At 39.2% G+C, this 14,799-nt stretch carries 16 protein-coding genes; 9 read left to right on the top strand and 7 right to left on the bottom strand.

What is annotated here, in order from left to right:
• Positions 1-8 precede the first annotated feature (8 nt).
• Together E0E32_RS01585 and E0E32_RS01590 are read left to right on the top strand one after the other, a co-directional pair.
• Positions 9-1,868: a monovalent cation:proton antiporter family protein gene (locus E0E32_RS01585; protein ID WP_066187129.1), complete on the top strand. Its 1,860-nt coding sequence runs from the start codon at positions 9-11 to the stop codon at positions 1,866-1,868.
• Between the two features lie 74 nt (positions 1,869-1,942).
• Complete coding sequence (locus tag E0E32_RS01590; protein WP_066187130.1) at positions 1,943-2,335, top strand: thiol-disulfide oxidoreductase DCC family protein; 393 nt, start codon at positions 1,943-1,945, stop codon at positions 2,333-2,335.
• A gap of 52 nt (positions 2,336-2,387) precedes the next feature.
• On the opposite strand, the gene E0E32_RS01595 is transcribed toward E0E32_RS01590, so the two are convergent.
• Together E0E32_RS01595 and E0E32_RS01600 are read right to left on the bottom strand one after the other, a co-directional pair.
• The gene (locus E0E32_RS01595) at positions 2,388-3,938 is read right to left on the bottom strand and encodes a glycine betaine uptake BCCT transporter (RefSeq protein WP_066187131.1); all 1,551 of its coding nucleotides are present in this window, start codon (positions 3,936-3,938) and stop codon (positions 2,388-2,390) included.
• 613 nt (positions 3,939-4,551) lie between these two features.
• Positions 4,552-5,034: a CotY/CotZ family spore coat protein gene (locus tag E0E32_RS01600; protein WP_066187133.1), complete on the bottom strand. Its 483-nt coding sequence runs from the start codon at positions 5,032-5,034 to the stop codon at positions 4,552-4,554.
• Positions 5,035-5,206: 172 nt separating this feature from the next.
• Between E0E32_RS01600 and E0E32_RS01605 the strand changes: the two genes are divergently transcribed.
• The 3 genes from E0E32_RS01605 to E0E32_RS01615 all read left to right on the top strand — a co-directional run bounded on the left by E0E32_RS01605 (position 5,207) and on the right by E0E32_RS01615 (position 6,286).
• Complete coding sequence (locus tag E0E32_RS01605) at positions 5,207-5,587, top strand: CotO family spore coat protein (protein ID WP_066187136.1); 381 nt, start codon at positions 5,207-5,209, stop codon at positions 5,585-5,587.
• A 79-nt stretch (positions 5,588-5,666) separates the two neighbouring features.
• On the top strand, positions 5,667-5,888 hold the full coding sequence (locus E0E32_RS01610) for a hypothetical protein (protein WP_066187138.1): 222 nt from the start codon (positions 5,667-5,669) through the stop codon (positions 5,886-5,888).
• A gap of 122 nt (positions 5,889-6,010) precedes the next feature.
• Entirely contained in the window at positions 6,011-6,286 is a 276-nt protein-coding gene (locus E0E32_RS01615; RefSeq protein ID WP_066187140.1) for a hypothetical protein, read from the top strand.
• A 68-nt stretch (positions 6,287-6,354) separates the two neighbouring features.
• Here E0E32_RS01615 and E0E32_RS01620 read toward each other — a convergent pair whose 3' ends face one another.
• The 3 genes from E0E32_RS01620 to E0E32_RS01630 form a co-directional block, all read right to left on the bottom strand.
• Positions 6,355-7,029: a DUF421 domain-containing protein gene (locus E0E32_RS01620; protein WP_066187141.1), complete on the bottom strand. Its 675-nt coding sequence runs from the start codon at positions 7,027-7,029 to the stop codon at positions 6,355-6,357.
• Positions 7,030-7,288: 259 nt separating this feature from the next.
• Positions 7,289-7,717, bottom strand: coding sequence for a GNAT family N-acetyltransferase (locus tag E0E32_RS01625; RefSeq protein ID WP_066187143.1), 429 nt, complete (start codon positions 7,715-7,717; stop codon positions 7,289-7,291).
• A gap of 16 nt (positions 7,718-7,733) precedes the next feature.
• Positions 7,734-8,450, bottom strand: coding sequence for an alpha/beta hydrolase (locus E0E32_RS01630; RefSeq protein WP_066187146.1), 717 nt, complete (start codon positions 8,448-8,450; stop codon positions 7,734-7,736).
• 141 nt (positions 8,451-8,591) lie between these two features.
• Between E0E32_RS01630 and E0E32_RS01635 the strand changes: the two genes are divergently transcribed.
• Complete coding sequence (locus E0E32_RS01635; RefSeq protein ID WP_066187150.1) at positions 8,592-9,248, top strand: DUF3298 and DUF4163 domain-containing protein; 657 nt, start codon at positions 8,592-8,594, stop codon at positions 9,246-9,248.
• 41 nt (positions 9,249-9,289) lie between these two features.
• On the opposite strand, the gene E0E32_RS01640 is transcribed toward E0E32_RS01635, so the two are convergent.
• Both E0E32_RS01640 and E0E32_RS01645 read right to left on the bottom strand, forming a co-directional pair.
• Positions 9,290-9,745, bottom strand: a complete 456-nt coding sequence (locus E0E32_RS01640; RefSeq protein WP_066187151.1) for a CotY/CotZ family spore coat protein — start codon at positions 9,743-9,745, stop codon at positions 9,290-9,292.
• Positions 9,746-10,024: 279 nt separating this feature from the next.
• Entirely contained in the window at positions 10,025-10,816 is a 792-nt protein-coding gene (locus E0E32_RS01645) for a lytic polysaccharide monooxygenase (RefSeq protein WP_066187153.1), read from the bottom strand.
• 335 nt (positions 10,817-11,151) lie between these two features.
• On the opposite strand from E0E32_RS01645, the gene E0E32_RS01650 reads away from it, so the two are divergent.
• The 3 genes from E0E32_RS01650 to E0E32_RS01660 all read left to right on the top strand — a co-directional run bounded on the left by E0E32_RS01650 (position 11,152) and on the right by E0E32_RS01660 (position 14,786).
• Complete coding sequence (locus tag E0E32_RS01650; protein WP_066187406.1) at positions 11,152-12,093, top strand: ABC transporter permease; 942 nt, start codon at positions 11,152-11,154, stop codon at positions 12,091-12,093.
• A 37-nt stretch (positions 12,094-12,130) separates the two neighbouring features.
• Complete coding sequence (locus E0E32_RS01655) at positions 12,131-13,027, top strand: carbohydrate ABC transporter permease (protein ID WP_066187154.1); 897 nt, start codon at positions 12,131-12,133, stop codon at positions 13,025-13,027.
• Positions 13,028-13,133: 106 nt separating this feature from the next.
• Positions 13,134-14,786 carry an extracellular solute-binding protein gene (locus E0E32_RS01660; protein ID WP_130858750.1) on the top strand — a complete coding sequence of 551 codons (1,653 nt, stop codon included), beginning with the start codon at positions 13,134-13,136 and terminating at the stop codon, positions 14,784-14,786.
• Positions 14,787-14,799 lie beyond the last annotated feature (13 nt).

Genomic DNA, 14,799 nt, shown 5'->3' on the forward strand with positions numbered 1-14,799 from the left:
CGGGAGATATGGAACACGGAGAATCAGTTAGCTCTTTATTGATTGTAGTAGTAGCGGCTTTATTAACACCGCTCATTTTACATCGTTTAAAGATAAAATTCCTTCCCGTTGTAGTAGCTGAGATTATTATCGGTCTCATTATAGGCTATAGCGGTTTTGATTTGGTAGATGAAAGCAATTGGCTAGAGATATTATCCACATTGGGCTTTATTTTTCTCATGTTTTTAAGTGGACTGGAGATAGATTTCACCATCTTTTCGAGTAAAAGACAAAAACGCAAAGTGAAAAATGGTGATGAGAAAAATATGCCCAATCCCGTTGCCTTAGCGTCTTTAGTTTTTGTGGGGATTTTTATCGTTTCCTTTTTATTATCCTATTTATTTGTTGTGTTGGGTTTTATTGATAATGTATTTTTAATGACATTAATCATTTCGACCATATCCTTAGGGGTAGTAGTACCGACGCTTAAAGAAGCGCAAGCGATGCAAACAACCGTTGGACAAACGATATTATTAATTGCGGTCATTGCTGATTTAGCTACTATGATTCTTTTAGCTGTATTTGTTTCCTTTTACAGTGAAGGGACCGGAAATATGTGGTTGTTGCTGATTCTTTTTGCTGTTGGCATTTTGCTGTATTTCCTAGGGAACTATTTCCGCAAGCAATCCTTTGTCGAGGCAATGTCCAAGGGTACGATTCAAATCGGGACACGAGCAGTGTTTACCCTGATTATGTTCTTGGTTGCTTTATCTGAATCGGTAGGGGCAGAAAATATTCTTGGTGCATTCTTAGCAGGTGCCTTGGTGTCCTTATTATCACCAAACCAAGAATTAATTCAAAAATTGGATAGTTTTGGTTATGGTTTCTTCATTCCAATTTTCTTTGTGATGGTAGGGGTAGAATTAGATTTATGGGCACTTTTTGAAGAGCCGAGAGTCTTAATTCTTATTCCACTTCTATTCATAGCTTTGCTCGTGTCGAAAGTGATTCCAGTTGCTATACTAAAGAAGTGGTATGACACAAATACTGTTATTGCAGCAAGTATGTTGCTTACTTCCACCTTATCCTTAGTGATTGCAGCGGCGACCATTGGAGAGAGAATGGAGATTATTACGAGTGAAATGCATGGGGCACTTGTGTTGGTGGCGGTATTATCTTGCATTATCACACCTGCACTCTTTAAGAAATTTTATGTCAATCAAGAAGAAGCGGACCATCAGTTATCGGTTGCTTTTATTGGTATTAATCAAGCAACAATGCCCGTTATTCGGGAGCTAGATGCCGATGATTTCGAGGCGCATTTATTCCATACCAAGTTAGAAAAGCTGGATGATGATAAGGTCACACGCTCCGCCTTTCATATTAATGAATTAGATAACTATGATTTGACTACACTAGAAGATAGCGGTGTGTTTGAACATGATATCGTTGTGGTCACTACTGGAGATGAAGTGAAGAATAAAGAAATTGCCAGCTTTGCTAAGGAAAAAGAAGTGGAACGAGTGATCGCTCGTATTGAAACAAGTGTGGTAGAGAAGGAATTAAAGGAGATTGGGGTAGATGTATTCTCTGTTATACTGTCTACGAAGACATTATTAAAGGCCTTGATTGAATCACCAAATGTAGCGAATATCTTTACACAACAGGAAAGTGCGCTCTATGAAATTAATATGAATAATAGCCGCTATGAAGGAACGCGCTTGAGGGAATTTCCATTTACAGGAGATGTCATTATGGTACGGATATTCCGCGGCCATGATTCGATCGTCCCTCATGGTGAGACGGAATTACGCTTGCAAGATCGATTAGTAGTAACAGGTTCAGCTCAATACGCAGAGGAACTGCGTCAACTATTAGAACACGTTTAGCAAAACAACCCTGTATCATTTACGAATGGTGCAGGGTTGTTTTACACTAGAGGTAAGAAAGGGGTGAAGCGATAATGAAGAAGATTATTTTGTTTGATGGGGTCTGTAATTTCTGTAATGGCAGTGTACAATTTGTTATTAAGCGTGATCCGAAGGTGAAATTCCAGTTTGCCTCACTGCAAAGTCAGGTTGGCAAACAGCTGGTTGAACAATATCAAATATCTGCTGATCTGGATAGTTTGATCTTGATCGAAGGAGATGACTATTACCAACAGTCGACGGCGGCTTTGAAAATAGTTTCTTCTTTGTATCGTCTCTATCCTCTTTTGACCGTTTTTCGATTGATTCCTCGCTTCCTTCGTGATCCGATCTATCGAATGATTGCCAATAACCGTTATCGTTGGTTTGGCAAAAGCGAACACTGTATGATACCCAAACCAGAGGATAAAGATCGATTTATTGAGTGAGGATTTTACGTCAATAAAAAACCAAGGCTGATCAAAGCCTTGGTTTTTTATATTATCTTTCCGCTCTTTGTCTTTTTTTCGGTCCGCTTCGGAGTGTATATTGTCTAGCCTCTTCTCTAAATGCCTTCACAATTGATAGAATAACCATAATCATGATGATCGCAAACGGAAAGGCCGCAATGATCGAAGCGGTTTGTAAGGCACCAAGCCCACCTTGCCATAATAGCACGGCAGCAGTACCGGATTGAATGATACCCCAAACGACTTTGATTTGAAAGCTAGGGTTTAGTGTACCGTTCATCGTCTGTGTACCTAATACAAAAGTTGCCGAATCGGCTGACGTAATAAAGAAGGTACTAATTAATATAACAGTAAGGATAGAAAGCAAGATAGAAAAAGGTACATTTTCTAGTAAGGTGAACAATGCTGCTTCTTCACCTAGGTCGTTTATGACACCCATAATATCGACCCCTTGCTCCATCTCAAGGGAAATTGCTGAACCGCCGAAGACACTAAACCACAATCCACCAAAGATGGTTGGGACTAATAATACACCTACGACAAATTCACGTACCGTACGTCCTCGTGATACACGGGCAATAAAAGTCCCGACAAACGGTGACCAAGCGATCCACCATGCCCAGTAAAAGATAGTCCAGTCCTGTAACCAGCTTGAATTGTCTTCACTAAATGGTGCCATACGAAAGCTCATTTCTGGGAGATTCGATACATAGGAACCTAAGGTAGTTGTAAAGAAATTCATAATAAAATTAGTAGGACCTGCAAATAATAGGAATAACATTAATAGGATAGCTACCACAATATTAGTGGTACTTAAATATTTAATCCCTTTATTCAGTCCTGTCAAGGCTGAAGTCATGTATAATACGGTAACAACTGCAATAATAATTAACTGTAGACCAATGGTATTCGTAACAGAGCCGGTAATAAATTCAATACCACTACCGATTTGTTGTGCACCAAGCCCTAAAGAAGTTGCCACACCAAATACGGTAGCAAAAACGGCAATCACGTTAATCGTAGTACCGAAGCCGCCATTCATTTTATTACCAAATAACGGTTTTAAGGTACTACTAATTAATCCAGGCTCGTCCTTTCGAAACTGGAAATAGGCCAATGCCAAAGCTAGTGTCGCATAAACAGCCCATGGGTGAAAGCCCCAATGGAAGAAACTATGCTGCATAGCAACACGTGCTGCTTCCGCCTCATTTGCGGTCGGATAGGGAGGTGTATGTAGGTGTGAAATAGGTTCCGCAGCCCCCCAGAAAACCAGACCAATTCCCATTCCTGCACTAAATAACATACCAAACCATGTTAAATAATTATATTCAGGTTTATCGGAATCCTTTCCTAAGACAATATTACCGTACTTAGAAACGATAAGAAAGATAGCAAAACCTACAAATACCGTTGCAATTAACAAGTAAAACCAACCAAAACGAGTAACTAAGAAACCTTGAATAAGACCAGTAATATGATCAAGATTCCATGTTGGCCATACACTTCTGGGGACTATTCCCCAGATGATAAATGCTAGACAGATAGCTAACGAGATATAAAACACTGGCGATACTTTTTTCATCGAATCATCCTTTCTGGTTGCCATGAATTTTCCATGTTGTATAAGTCCACAGTATACCTTACCCTTAATATCACATTTTATTCGTTTTTGAACATAACGTTTTGTATTCTAGCAAACTTTCATATATGAATTCAAGTATTAATTATTCAATGATAATTAGAGGAATGACCTTAACTATCATCACCATGCACCTTGCAGCTACTTTAAAAAATATTGCATTTATTCGTAATTATCGTCAACAGAAATATAAATCAACTATAACATATTTAGGATTATATGGATTTAACGTATAAAATGATAACTGAAAATAAACGGTTTGTTAATAGATAAAAAATCCTCATTGAAACAGGATAATAGAGAATAGATATTTTCTTAGTCGAGGAGAAAATTGTGCTTAAACCCGCCCGTTCTTTTATAGATAACTCAAAGAAGCAACTGCACTTCCGATGAGCTCATGGTCAATATCGTTCTAAATCCTATTATGCCATGGATCGCCTATTTTCTTAAAATAAAAAAGTCCTTTCCAGATAGAAAGGACGATACACATGTTGTGTTAAGCAAAAAAACAGAAATACAACAGCCTAAAGGAAGGTGACAGACACCTGGCTGAATCTTATAATACTGAAACAGCCGGCAAACAAGTAATCGCACAGAAACAAGATAAATCTACTGTGATACAAATACCTGTACGCTCCAAATCCTGCACTTCTTCATTATCTAATTGTTCACAAGGACTGTGACAGGCATTATCCTGATTATCAAACACCAATAACTCCAATACAGCACAGCAGTCATCATTTACTTCACTCACACGGAAAACGAAAGAACTGAAGCACTCGAAACGTCGGGAAGAACCATCAATTTCGGCACCGAATCCTTTAAATGGCTGCCCCTTTTTATTATATAGGATAAAAGGTACCGTATCTAACCCATTGCCACTCCCTGGAGATACCAAGTTTTGAATTGATTGTGAACAGCTCACATCACAATGTTGATCGATGACATTATCCTGAGCATCGGCTATGGCGCGAACTACTTCACAGACACAATCATTATTGCTCTCTGGTTGTTGTTGACAACTATCTACTTTTCCCATTTAAAAAACACTCCTTTTACTAAGCTTTTGTCACAATATTAATGTATGGCGATAACACAGCAAGCGTATAGACGATTGTCACCCATCTAAAGAAAAAATGGAGAAAATGTCTCACCAAGTCTAGGCAGATAACATATAATGGAACAGATGAAGAGTGAAAGGGGTCATGATAATGGCTTTTGTTAAAGAAGATCAAGAAAGTCCCAAATTGTATATTGCACAGCCTGATTTCACCAAGCCCGTCCGCCGCATGCAAAGCAGCTACCAATCGGAGGGTAAACCATCCCGCGTGGCAGCAAATCAAATAGAGCAGCCGTTAGCAAAAAAGAAAAAAGTAAAAGACATGACAATAGAAGAAAAGGTTACTTATTTTGCTGCTAAGCCATCTCATGTACCAAGGGCAAAGTGTGAAATTATGACAGAAAAACGAAAGTATCTAGGGATTATCCAAGACTATCAACAAGATATGGTGACATTAAGGATAAGCAGTAAGGCACAACCAGTAACCGTTCCGATAGAACAGATAAAAAGAATAGACATTATTGGTTTTTAGCACCTATCATTGTCGATTGCATAAGATGTATCGATCATATTCATTTTTCAACTATGTATGATAGTAAGGAGGGAACCCATTGTCTGAGAACAAGAAAGTCATTCATGTTAAGGATCTAGTGATTAAGGCAGAGAATGTTCGCATCGAGCCAGAACGCCATCGTGATCCTTTTTTCAGGGGAAGAGAGCGCGAGGTGGAAGCGGAAGAAGTAGAAGAAGTCAAAGCAGAGGATGATCACGAAAAGCACGAAAACGAGGAATCAGATGATCGTCCAAATCGACCACCATTTTCATGGATTTAGCTAGAAGGTAGGCGGTAGCCTATCTTCTTTGTCATGTTCGAAAAACGTATAGGATTATTTATAGAAGAAAGCGGGTATAGAATACAAAAGACAATAAAACAAGGGGCTGGGGAGGGAATAAGATGGGTTATATCATACCAGTAGATCATTATCAGTATCAACAGTATCAAAACCGTATTACCCAAACCAAGCGAATTCCTTATACAGTAGAAAAGTTATACCCAAGTCAATTTGATCGGCAATATTATGAAATAATGTCTGAACACCAAAAGGCAAGAGAAGAACGATCGAAAAGAAAAAAACAAGCCAGTACCTCGCAAAAATATGACCCTATGCAGCAAGAAACGGTCTCCGCTGAAATAACAGGGAAAGGAAGAAGGTTTGAGGCGACAGTTTAAATGTTTATAAAAGGGCTTCATGCACACATAAACAGCCCAGCAGTCTAGTTGGGCTGTTTGTACATGTATTAATAGCTTTGAAGGTATAGTTCTTGTCCTTTTACATATTCCGCATAGAAGATCGTTTGTATATCAGACACTTCTTGCTTTGCCAACTCCTGTATCAACCAGTCCTTATCCTTACCGATTTCTTCAAGGCTGTCCCAGATCACTTCTCCATCATTAATTAGCATACGAGGCAGGACTACCTCTTCCGGTGTTAGGTTTATGTCTTGGCGAGTCAGTTGTTGAAAGGTCGACTTCTTCAATACTGAAACCGTTCCGTCGGTTTCCAGTACGGCATAATCCACCTCTTGAATCGAAAAAACATCCTTTGAGCGTAATAGGTGGAGCAGTTGATTTGTATCCAGGTTTCCATGCTTCATTTCCTCGTACTGCAATTTGCCTTTATGAATAACAAGTGAAGGGCGCCCCTCCAATAAGGATCTTGTTCTTTTGAATTTTTGGGTGAGCCACTCAGTGAGATAGAGCAATGTTCCCCATAGCAGAATGGCAAAGCCGATATCCATCAGGCCCACTTCATTATCATATAGCGCATTCCCGACTAGTTCACCTAATATAAGGGCAGAAATAAAATCAAAGGCAGTAAGTTGTCTGATTTGTGTTTTTCCAAGTACCTTCGTCAAGAGAAACAGCATGACAAAACCAAACAGTGTTTCTATAAAAATTGAACCATAATGCATGGCTATGCTCCTTTCTATTCCAATCAAGAATGTCGCAGCATGAATTGGTGAAAAATTTATCTGGCTAAAGAGGGAAGAAGGTTAATGGTGCAATATGCATCCAATAGACCTTCTCCAGTTAAATGGTGTTTTTTATCATTAGGGTTATCGTATATTTCCTTAGGGTGTTCCAAAAAGGGATTTACATACCAACGAAATCTGTTTGAAAAAAAGAAAAGAAAAAAGCCGCAGCGGAGTGTAACGCTGAGGCTTCTCGGAGTTAATCGAGGAGTTGTTTTACCATGGTAACATGAGGGATACCAGCATCCAAAAATTCATCAGACACGATGTGATAGCCCAAATGTTGATAAAAGTCTACTGCTTGTATTTGGCCATTTAATTTTGCTTTCGTATATTGTTGTTTTTTAGCCACATCTTCCATGAAGAGCAGTAACTCTTTGCCAAGTCCTTGATTGCGATGTGCTTTTACCACACAAATTCGCTCCATTTTTGCATATTGATCGACAAAACGCATTCTGCTGGCGGCGATCGGCTGATTATTTCTATAACCAACAAAATGGGTGGCTGCTTCTTCCCATTCATCTATTTCCAGATCCTTTGGTACTTGTTGTTCATCGACAAAGACCTCAAAACGCACCTTGTAGCCGTCAGCTAACACTTTTTCATTTTTTGCCTCGATGATTTCCATCGTTTGTCCCCTCTCCTTATGCCAACATTGTCTTTAACATGTTTTCTAAATCCTGCTGCCAGTATGTCCAGGTATGATTGCCTTGAAATTCATGGTAATGATATTGAGAAAGCTGTTCTGCCAACACATCATGTAATAAGCGGTTCCCATGGAGAAAATCCAGTCGCTCTCCCATGGTCGTATCTACATCCTGTTCCTCGGTGCCGACGGAATGAAAAATGGCCAAGTGGGCATAGGTATGTGCCCGTTTCGCCCTTGTTAATACTTGATCATTCACATACGGTGATTGCATCATCACTGTATCAAATGTACTCGGAAATTGACTTGCTACCATTAATGCCAATGTTCCTGCTAGGGAATCGCCTAACAAGGCACGACGAACAGGAGTAATATGTATCTGTTCTTCAACAAACGGGATGGCTTCCTTAACCAAAAATTCGATATATTTTGTTTGTTTGGTCCCTTTTGGATGATATTTTTGAGCACGATCTTCTTTATTTTGGTAATGAATTCCCATGAAAATGGTAGGCTCAATTTCCATGGACTCATGTAACCGATCACTGAGCGTTGCAACTTTTCCTATTTGAAAATAGTCGTTCCCATCTTGCATCACACATAATTGATAGTCGTTAAACGGAGTGAATGCTTCCGGAATATACCATTTGATTTCTATTTCTTCATCCAGATATGTGCTATAGATCGTGGAATGCTGCATTTTACCTTTACGTTTCATAATAAACTCCTTTCTGAATATAAGGTATTTTAACACATTTTTTCACTTGATTTGAGACATAATATCTACATAGAGAGAAAAATGTGTATAGATGAGACAAGCAAACGAAAATGCCAAACAAATAAGAAGGTGGAGATAAGAATGAAAAAAAGAATACTTGTGATGGCAGCCCTGTTGTTTTTTGTCTGTCATGCTTCCGTGGTAATGGCACAAGATCAAACAGCCTTAGTAACCGATCAACTATTTAAGGATAAAGTAGAATTAAAATATCCTCAAGTATCTGAAATGGATAACCAGTCTTTTGAGGGTAAAATTAATGGGATATTTGAACAATATATCAAGCAATCCTATAAAGAGATGCGTAACAATGAAAAGGAAGCAGAGCAATACGATTTTCATGCAGAGTATCAAACTGATTATCAAGTAAAGTATAATCAAGCCTCTTTGTTAAGTATTTTAACGAGCAATTATATGTTTAGCGGCGGAGCGCATGGCAATACGGTTGTTCAATCATTTAATTTCGATGAAAAAGCAAAAAAACGAGTATATGTAACAGATATATTAAACAATGAAGAAAAAATAGAGGCAGTACGGGATTATGTCTGGGAGTATGCGATTGCTAGACCAGATGTATTTTATCCTGATTTAAAACGCGAAGATATTCCATTAACACAGGATACGGCATTTTATTTTGGTGATGATGGCATCACACTCGTATTTCAGCAGTATGCCATTGCACCATATGTGTCAGGGAATCAGGAGATTTTCATTTCAAAAGAGGTTTACGAGGGAAAATAATGCCAAGCAGCACCAAGAAGTCTTGGTGCTGCATAGGGGCATTACAACAACGATACAGCAGGTAAACAGGAGATGGCACAGAAACAGCTTAAGTCGACGGTAATACAAATGCCCGTACGCTCAAGGCTGCTTACTGCCTCGCCGCTAATTTGATCACAAGGCATATCACCCGTTGCACTGTCGCCATCAAACACTAACAATTCCAACATAGCACAGCAGTCATTCACTTCACTTACCCGGAAGACAAAGCTCTCTACACAGGAGAACGTAGCTGTACCATTGCTTTCAATCCCTGCTCCAACACCGCGAAATGGCTCGCCCTTCTTATTATAAAGAATAAAAGGAACGGTATCGTAACCATTACCGGAATCTGGAGAAACCAAATTTCTAATCGAACGGTGACAGCTGACGTCGCAGTGCTGATCAGCAACGTCTTCCTGTGCTTCTGCGATCGCCCTTACGACATCACAAACACAATCATGTGTAACACTACCCATTCTATCCACACTCCTCTTGGAAATAAATATCGTGAACACTATACTCTATGAGCAGGAAAAGTTTTTGTATAGTCAATCGACATAGGGCGACAGTTGAATTTATAGGGGAGTGATAAGTGAAAAGAAACATTAAGAAACCGGGTAAAAACCAGACCGCTCCCTTTACCGACCACATTTTGATTATAAAAGGATTGGTCTATCAATAAAAAAGGAGCATATGCCTCATGCATATACTCCATCCATTTAATATAAAAAGAGGTATTTACATTTGAAAACAAGTTAATTACTGATTAATTCCCAAACATAGGCATTTCCTGGCGTCTCGCCTAACGTCCACCATCTCGCTTGATAAACAGCACCTTGATAGCTTACTCGGTCCCCATTGACATAAACGAGAGAGGCATCCCACGGATCAGGCAAATCGCCAGGTTCACCTGGCTCATCGGGATCGCCAGGTTCGACGAAATCTCCGTCAAAATTGGCATCAATTACTTGATAGAAAGCATTTGCGGTATCAGCAACCTCCCAATAAGCGAGAATAACATGGTAGCCATCACGTTCAGGAATGTCACAATCATGTGTTACTGTAAAACCAGGACGCTGTCCATTATCGTTGTACGTACAAAATAGTTCAAAATCAGAACGCTCTAATGGTGAATTAGGATCCCAACCTTCCTTGGTAATGTAGTAATCCCAATCTTCTGTGGCATGGGCAGCAGTTAATGTCCATTCAAAGGTAAAATCACCGCTTGACATAGGAACTTTAGCCCAACGATTTTCAGACTGCTCGTCCAATTTAGGAAACACACCACCGGCACTAGCAATTTGTCCATCCGCCACCCCTTGCTCTGGATAATTGCCCGGTCCTTCAAGACTATGAGGTTCATAAATAACGGCACCACAATCATTATTTACACCATCTGCACAAAGAACAGCCCGGCTTTCTGGGTTATTCACATAGCCGTGAGCGGAAACCATCGAGGCAAAGGCTAAAGAAATAAGAAATAAACCAATCGTCATCAAGCTTACTTTCATCATCTTTACTGGTAAAATAGCTGCTTGTTCTGTCATATAATACTCCTCTCACTTTTTAATAACTAGATGTCTATACCAATAAAATAGACAAAAAACAGAATTATAGTAAATTTACTGCGAACCTCCTTTCTGGCCAATATATGAAATCCCTTACATTACCTAATTCTAAAAAAAAACCCGATATATGTCAATCTTTTTTTGAATAAAATGTGAATTTATTTCTTAAACAACGTTGAAATATATTTTTTTAAAGTTTGGGATTGATTTGTTAAAAACAAACTGGTATAGTTATCTTAACTTTTTGTTTATGATTTTTGGACTAGTCAACTATAATTAAAGAATGGAGGGGTAAAATGAAAGATAAATCGGAAATGGTGTTATCACAAGGAAGATCAAATAAAAAGAAGCCCTTTTTGTTTCGGTATATGAAACAAATGGATTTGCAACTTATGGTTATTCCGGGACTATTATTTATTTTTATATTTAATTACATACCGATGTATGGTGTTTTGATGTCTTTTCAAGATTATAATCTTTTTGATGGAATGGGTAATAGTCCTTGGGTAGGTTTTAAGCATTTTGAAATGTTTTTTAATGATCCACGTTTTATGGAAATCATGCGAAATACGATGGTAATTAGTGGTTTAAAGATACTAATCTGTTTTCCAGCACCGATTATGTTAGCGCTTATGTTGAATGAAGTGAAGAACATGGCATTTAAACGAACCGTGCAAACTATTACGTACTTGCCACATTTCTTATCATGGGTTATCGTCGCAGGGTTTGCGATGTCGATTCTTTCCACAGATAATGGCAGCTTAAATATGGCCATGGAAAAGGCAGGATTAATCGATGAACCGCTCAGTTTTTTGGCGATACCAGAATATTTTTGGACGATTATTGTATCAACAAATTTATGGAAATCGATTGGATTTGCTTCTATTGTATACATTGCCGCCATTGCAGGGGTTGACCCACAATTATATGAAGCTGCCGCATTGGATGGAGCAAGCAGGTTCAAGCAAATATTTTTGATAACGATTCCATCAATTATGCCGATTATCGTTATTTTCTTTATTCTAGAAGTGGGTAATTTATTGAACGCTGGTTTTGAGGATCTATTGATTTTAGGTGATGACGCGATCTTGAGGTCTGTATCAGATGTTTTAGATACTTACGTCTATCGTGTAGGGATAGGGAGCGGTAGATATTCCTATGCTACGGCGATTGGGTTGTTTAAGGCAGTTATCAGTGTAGGGTTATTGAGCTTAGCTAACTATCTGGCCAGAAGGTCAGGGAATAGCTTATGGTAAATCGAACAAATGGACTTACAAGAAATGAGGTGAAGTTATGATTAAACCGACGTTAAGTGATCGCATAATGATCATATTCATCTATGTGTTTTTGATCGGTTTAGCATTTATTACGTTTTATCCATTTTGGAACTCTCTCGTTATTTCCTTTAACGCGGGAAAAGATACGATGTTAGGAGGCATTACTTTCTGGCCTAGGGAATTCACCTGGGAGAATTATCAAGTAGTGTTTCAAGATAAGCGTCTGCTTAATGCTTTTCTGATCACTATATTGCGCACAGGGATAGGAACCTTTTTGTCAGTTCTTGTAACCGCTTTATTAGCGTATGGATTGTCTAAAAAAGAATTGATTGGCAGACATTTTTTCATGATTTTTTGTTTACTAACGATGTTTTTTAGTGGGGGATTAATTCCTACCTTCCTATTAGTAAGAGGGATAGGATTAATGGATTCCTTTTGGGCGATGATCATCCCGACTTTGGTATTGGTCTGGAACATGATTATTTTTCGGACCTTTTTTCAGCAATTACCTAAAGGTCTGGAAGAGTCGGCCAAGATTGATGGCTGTGGTAATTGGCAGATATTTTTTCGTATTGTTTTACCATTATCAGGACCGGTTATTGCGACGTTATCATTGTTTACGGCTGTCTTTCATTGGAATGATTGGTTTTTTCCTAGTATATATATCACATCTGAGCACTTGATTCCGATTCAAACGCTGTTGCGGCAAGTGTTAAATTCAAACACGGTTACGTCACAGATGAGCCAATTAGACGCTGGAGCACTTGCCCATATGTCGAATGTTGCCAAGGTAACAGGGAAGTCATTATCCATGGCAACCATGATGGTGGCGACGATTCCGATTATGCTGGTTTATCCTTTCGTACAGAAACACTTTGTTAAAGGGGTACTAATCGGATCGTTAAAAGAATAAACCGACGTTGACTATTGTTTTAAAGCTATATGCTTTAAATATAGACTTTTACCAGATGCATGTACTGGAAAAGTCAAAAAAATAAGAAAAAAGGGGAGAGAAAGTGATGATGAAAAAGCAGCGATATTGGTATATGTTACTGATTTTCTTGTTGGCTGTCGGTATCATTGCGGGGTGTTCAGACTCAAGTACCAACGAATCGACCGAAGATGATAATGAACAGGCAGAGGCGGAGGAAACAACAGAGGAAGATCCATTCGTGCTTGGTGATGAGCCATTAGAGATTACTATGTTTGGTAATTATGACTGGTACACCATGCCTGGCTGGGGCGATGATCAAGCAACTGAATGGATTAAGGAAAACAAGGGTGTAGATATCACGGCAATTGATGGTGGTGGTAATGCCGAACAAAGGCTAACGACAATGATTGCAGGTGGCGATTTGCCAGACTTTATTTGGACAGATAGGGGACCTGACGTGGAGAGATTACGTGAAGGTGGGGCATTAGTTCCTCTAGATCCATACCTTGATAAATATACGAATTTAAGGGATTGGTTTGGGGAAGAGGGAATCAATATGCTGCGTTCTGACGATGGTAAACTGTATCAATTCCCGAACTGGTACAATTCCAGTCCATTTGGAAATGCAGGATATGTTGTGAATAAAGGAATCTATGAAGAGCTAGGCTCACCTGCATTAGAAACAACCGAGGATTTATACGCTTATTTGCAATTAGTTAAAGAGAATTACCCTGATGTTATCCCATTTGAAACAGGTTTGGATGGGCAGGGAATTAATGTATTATATTCTGCCTTTGCAGAAGGGGAGTCACCGGCGAATATTAATAATGTTGCCGTACCGCAAGGAGATCAATTAACATCGATTTTTACCGATGAGAATTATGTAGACTCTTTAAAATATGCAAGTCAACTATTTAGAGAACGATTAATTACTCAAGATGCGTTAACACAAGATCAGGATATGGTGATTGAAAAGGTAACGACTGGTGAAATTGCTGTTTTTGCTTCGGCAAGTCCGACCGACCATGCGCGTACAGGTCACTATACCTTGCAAGAAGAAAATCCTGATGGCGGCTACTTTATGATTTGGCCAATCCATGAACCAGGCTTAGACGAAAATGAAATCTATCCAGGTTCCTACAATATGATGGGGTGGAATGTGAGTGTCATTACGAAAGGTGCAGAAGACCCAGAGAAAGTGTTTGCCTTTTTGGATTGGCTAACAGGTCCTGAAGGTCAATCTTCCCTTATTTTTGGACCTGAGGGCAAGTATTGGGATGGATTCGATGGAGAAGGGTTTCCGCAATTCACCGATGCCTACCATGAAGATCCAGAAGGTTTAGCCAAGATTGAAGAAGATACGGCGAACTTCCAGTGGAATGGGAACTCCAATTTCCTAGATACGGCTAAGGCAAATTTCGAGGCTACACTGCCTGAGGACCAGCGGAATTGGACAACGCATTGGCAGAGTACAATTACTTGGGACACCCAATATGACGCTACGCAATATTTGAATATTAATCCACTTCCAGAAAGTGAAGAAGGTATTATTCAACAGCGCATTGGTGAGATATTTGAGGAAGCACGTGCCGAGGCGATCTATGCGCAGAGTGATGAAGAAGTGGAAGAGATCATGGCAACAGCTGAAGAAGCAGCGCAAGGGGTAGGTTATCAGCAATTGCTTGATTTCCAAACCGAGAAATGGCAAGAGAATTTAACGATATTATCTGCTGAATAAGAGAGGAAATAAG

The organism is Gracilibacillus phocaeensis, assembly GCF_900626275.1.
GTDB lineage: Bacteria > Bacillota > Bacilli > Bacillales > Amphibacillaceae > Gracilibacillus > Gracilibacillus timonensis.

Excerpts from the sequence above, each read along its gene's own strand:
- E0E32_RS01620 (WP_066187141.1), bottom strand. The coding sequence starts at position 7,029 with ATGCATTATGGTTCAATTTTTATAGAAACACTGTTTGGTTTTGTCATG.
- E0E32_RS01650 (WP_066187406.1), top strand. The coding sequence starts at position 11,152 with ATGGTGTTATCACAAGGAAGATCAAATAAAAAGAAGCCCTTTTTGTTT.
- E0E32_RS01645 (WP_066187153.1), bottom strand. The coding sequence starts at position 10,816 with ATGACAGAACAAGCAGCTATTTTACCAGTAAAGATGATGAAAGTAAGC.
- E0E32_RS01635 (WP_066187150.1), top strand. The coding sequence starts at position 8,592 with ATGAAAAAAAGAATACTTGTGATGGCAGCCCTGTTGTTTTTTGTCTGT.
- E0E32_RS01630 (WP_066187146.1), bottom strand. The coding sequence starts at position 8,450 with ATGAAACGTAAAGGTAAAATGCAGCATTCCACGATCTATAGCACATAT.
- E0E32_RS01655 (WP_066187154.1), top strand. The coding sequence starts at position 12,131 with ATGATTAAACCGACGTTAAGTGATCGCATAATGATCATATTCATCTAT.
- E0E32_RS01615 (WP_066187140.1), top strand. The coding sequence starts at position 6,011 with ATGGGTTATATCATACCAGTAGATCATTATCAGTATCAACAGTATCAA.
- E0E32_RS01590 (WP_066187130.1), top strand. The coding sequence starts at position 1,943 with ATGAAGAAGATTATTTTGTTTGATGGGGTCTGTAATTTCTGTAATGGC.
- E0E32_RS01600 (WP_066187133.1), bottom strand. The coding sequence starts at position 5,034 with ATGGGAAAAGTAGATAGTTGTCAACAACAACCAGAGAGCAATAATGAT.
- E0E32_RS01595 (WP_066187131.1), bottom strand. The coding sequence starts at position 3,938 with ATGAAAAAAGTATCGCCAGTGTTTTATATCTCGTTAGCTATCTGTCTA.
- E0E32_RS01660 (WP_130858750.1), top strand. The coding sequence starts at position 13,134 with ATGATGAAAAAGCAGCGATATTGGTATATGTTACTGATTTTCTTGTTG.
- E0E32_RS01585 (WP_066187129.1), top strand. The coding sequence starts at position 9 with ATGGAACACGGAGAATCAGTTAGCTCTTTATTGATTGTAGTAGTAGCG.
- E0E32_RS01625 (WP_066187143.1), bottom strand. The coding sequence starts at position 7,717 with ATGGAAATCATCGAGGCAAAAAATGAAAAAGTGTTAGCTGACGGCTAC.
- E0E32_RS01640 (WP_066187151.1), bottom strand. The coding sequence starts at position 9,745 with ATGGGTAGTGTTACACATGATTGTGTTTGTGATGTCGTAAGGGCGATC.
- E0E32_RS01605 (WP_066187136.1), top strand. The coding sequence starts at position 5,207 with ATGGCTTTTGTTAAAGAAGATCAAGAAAGTCCCAAATTGTATATTGCA.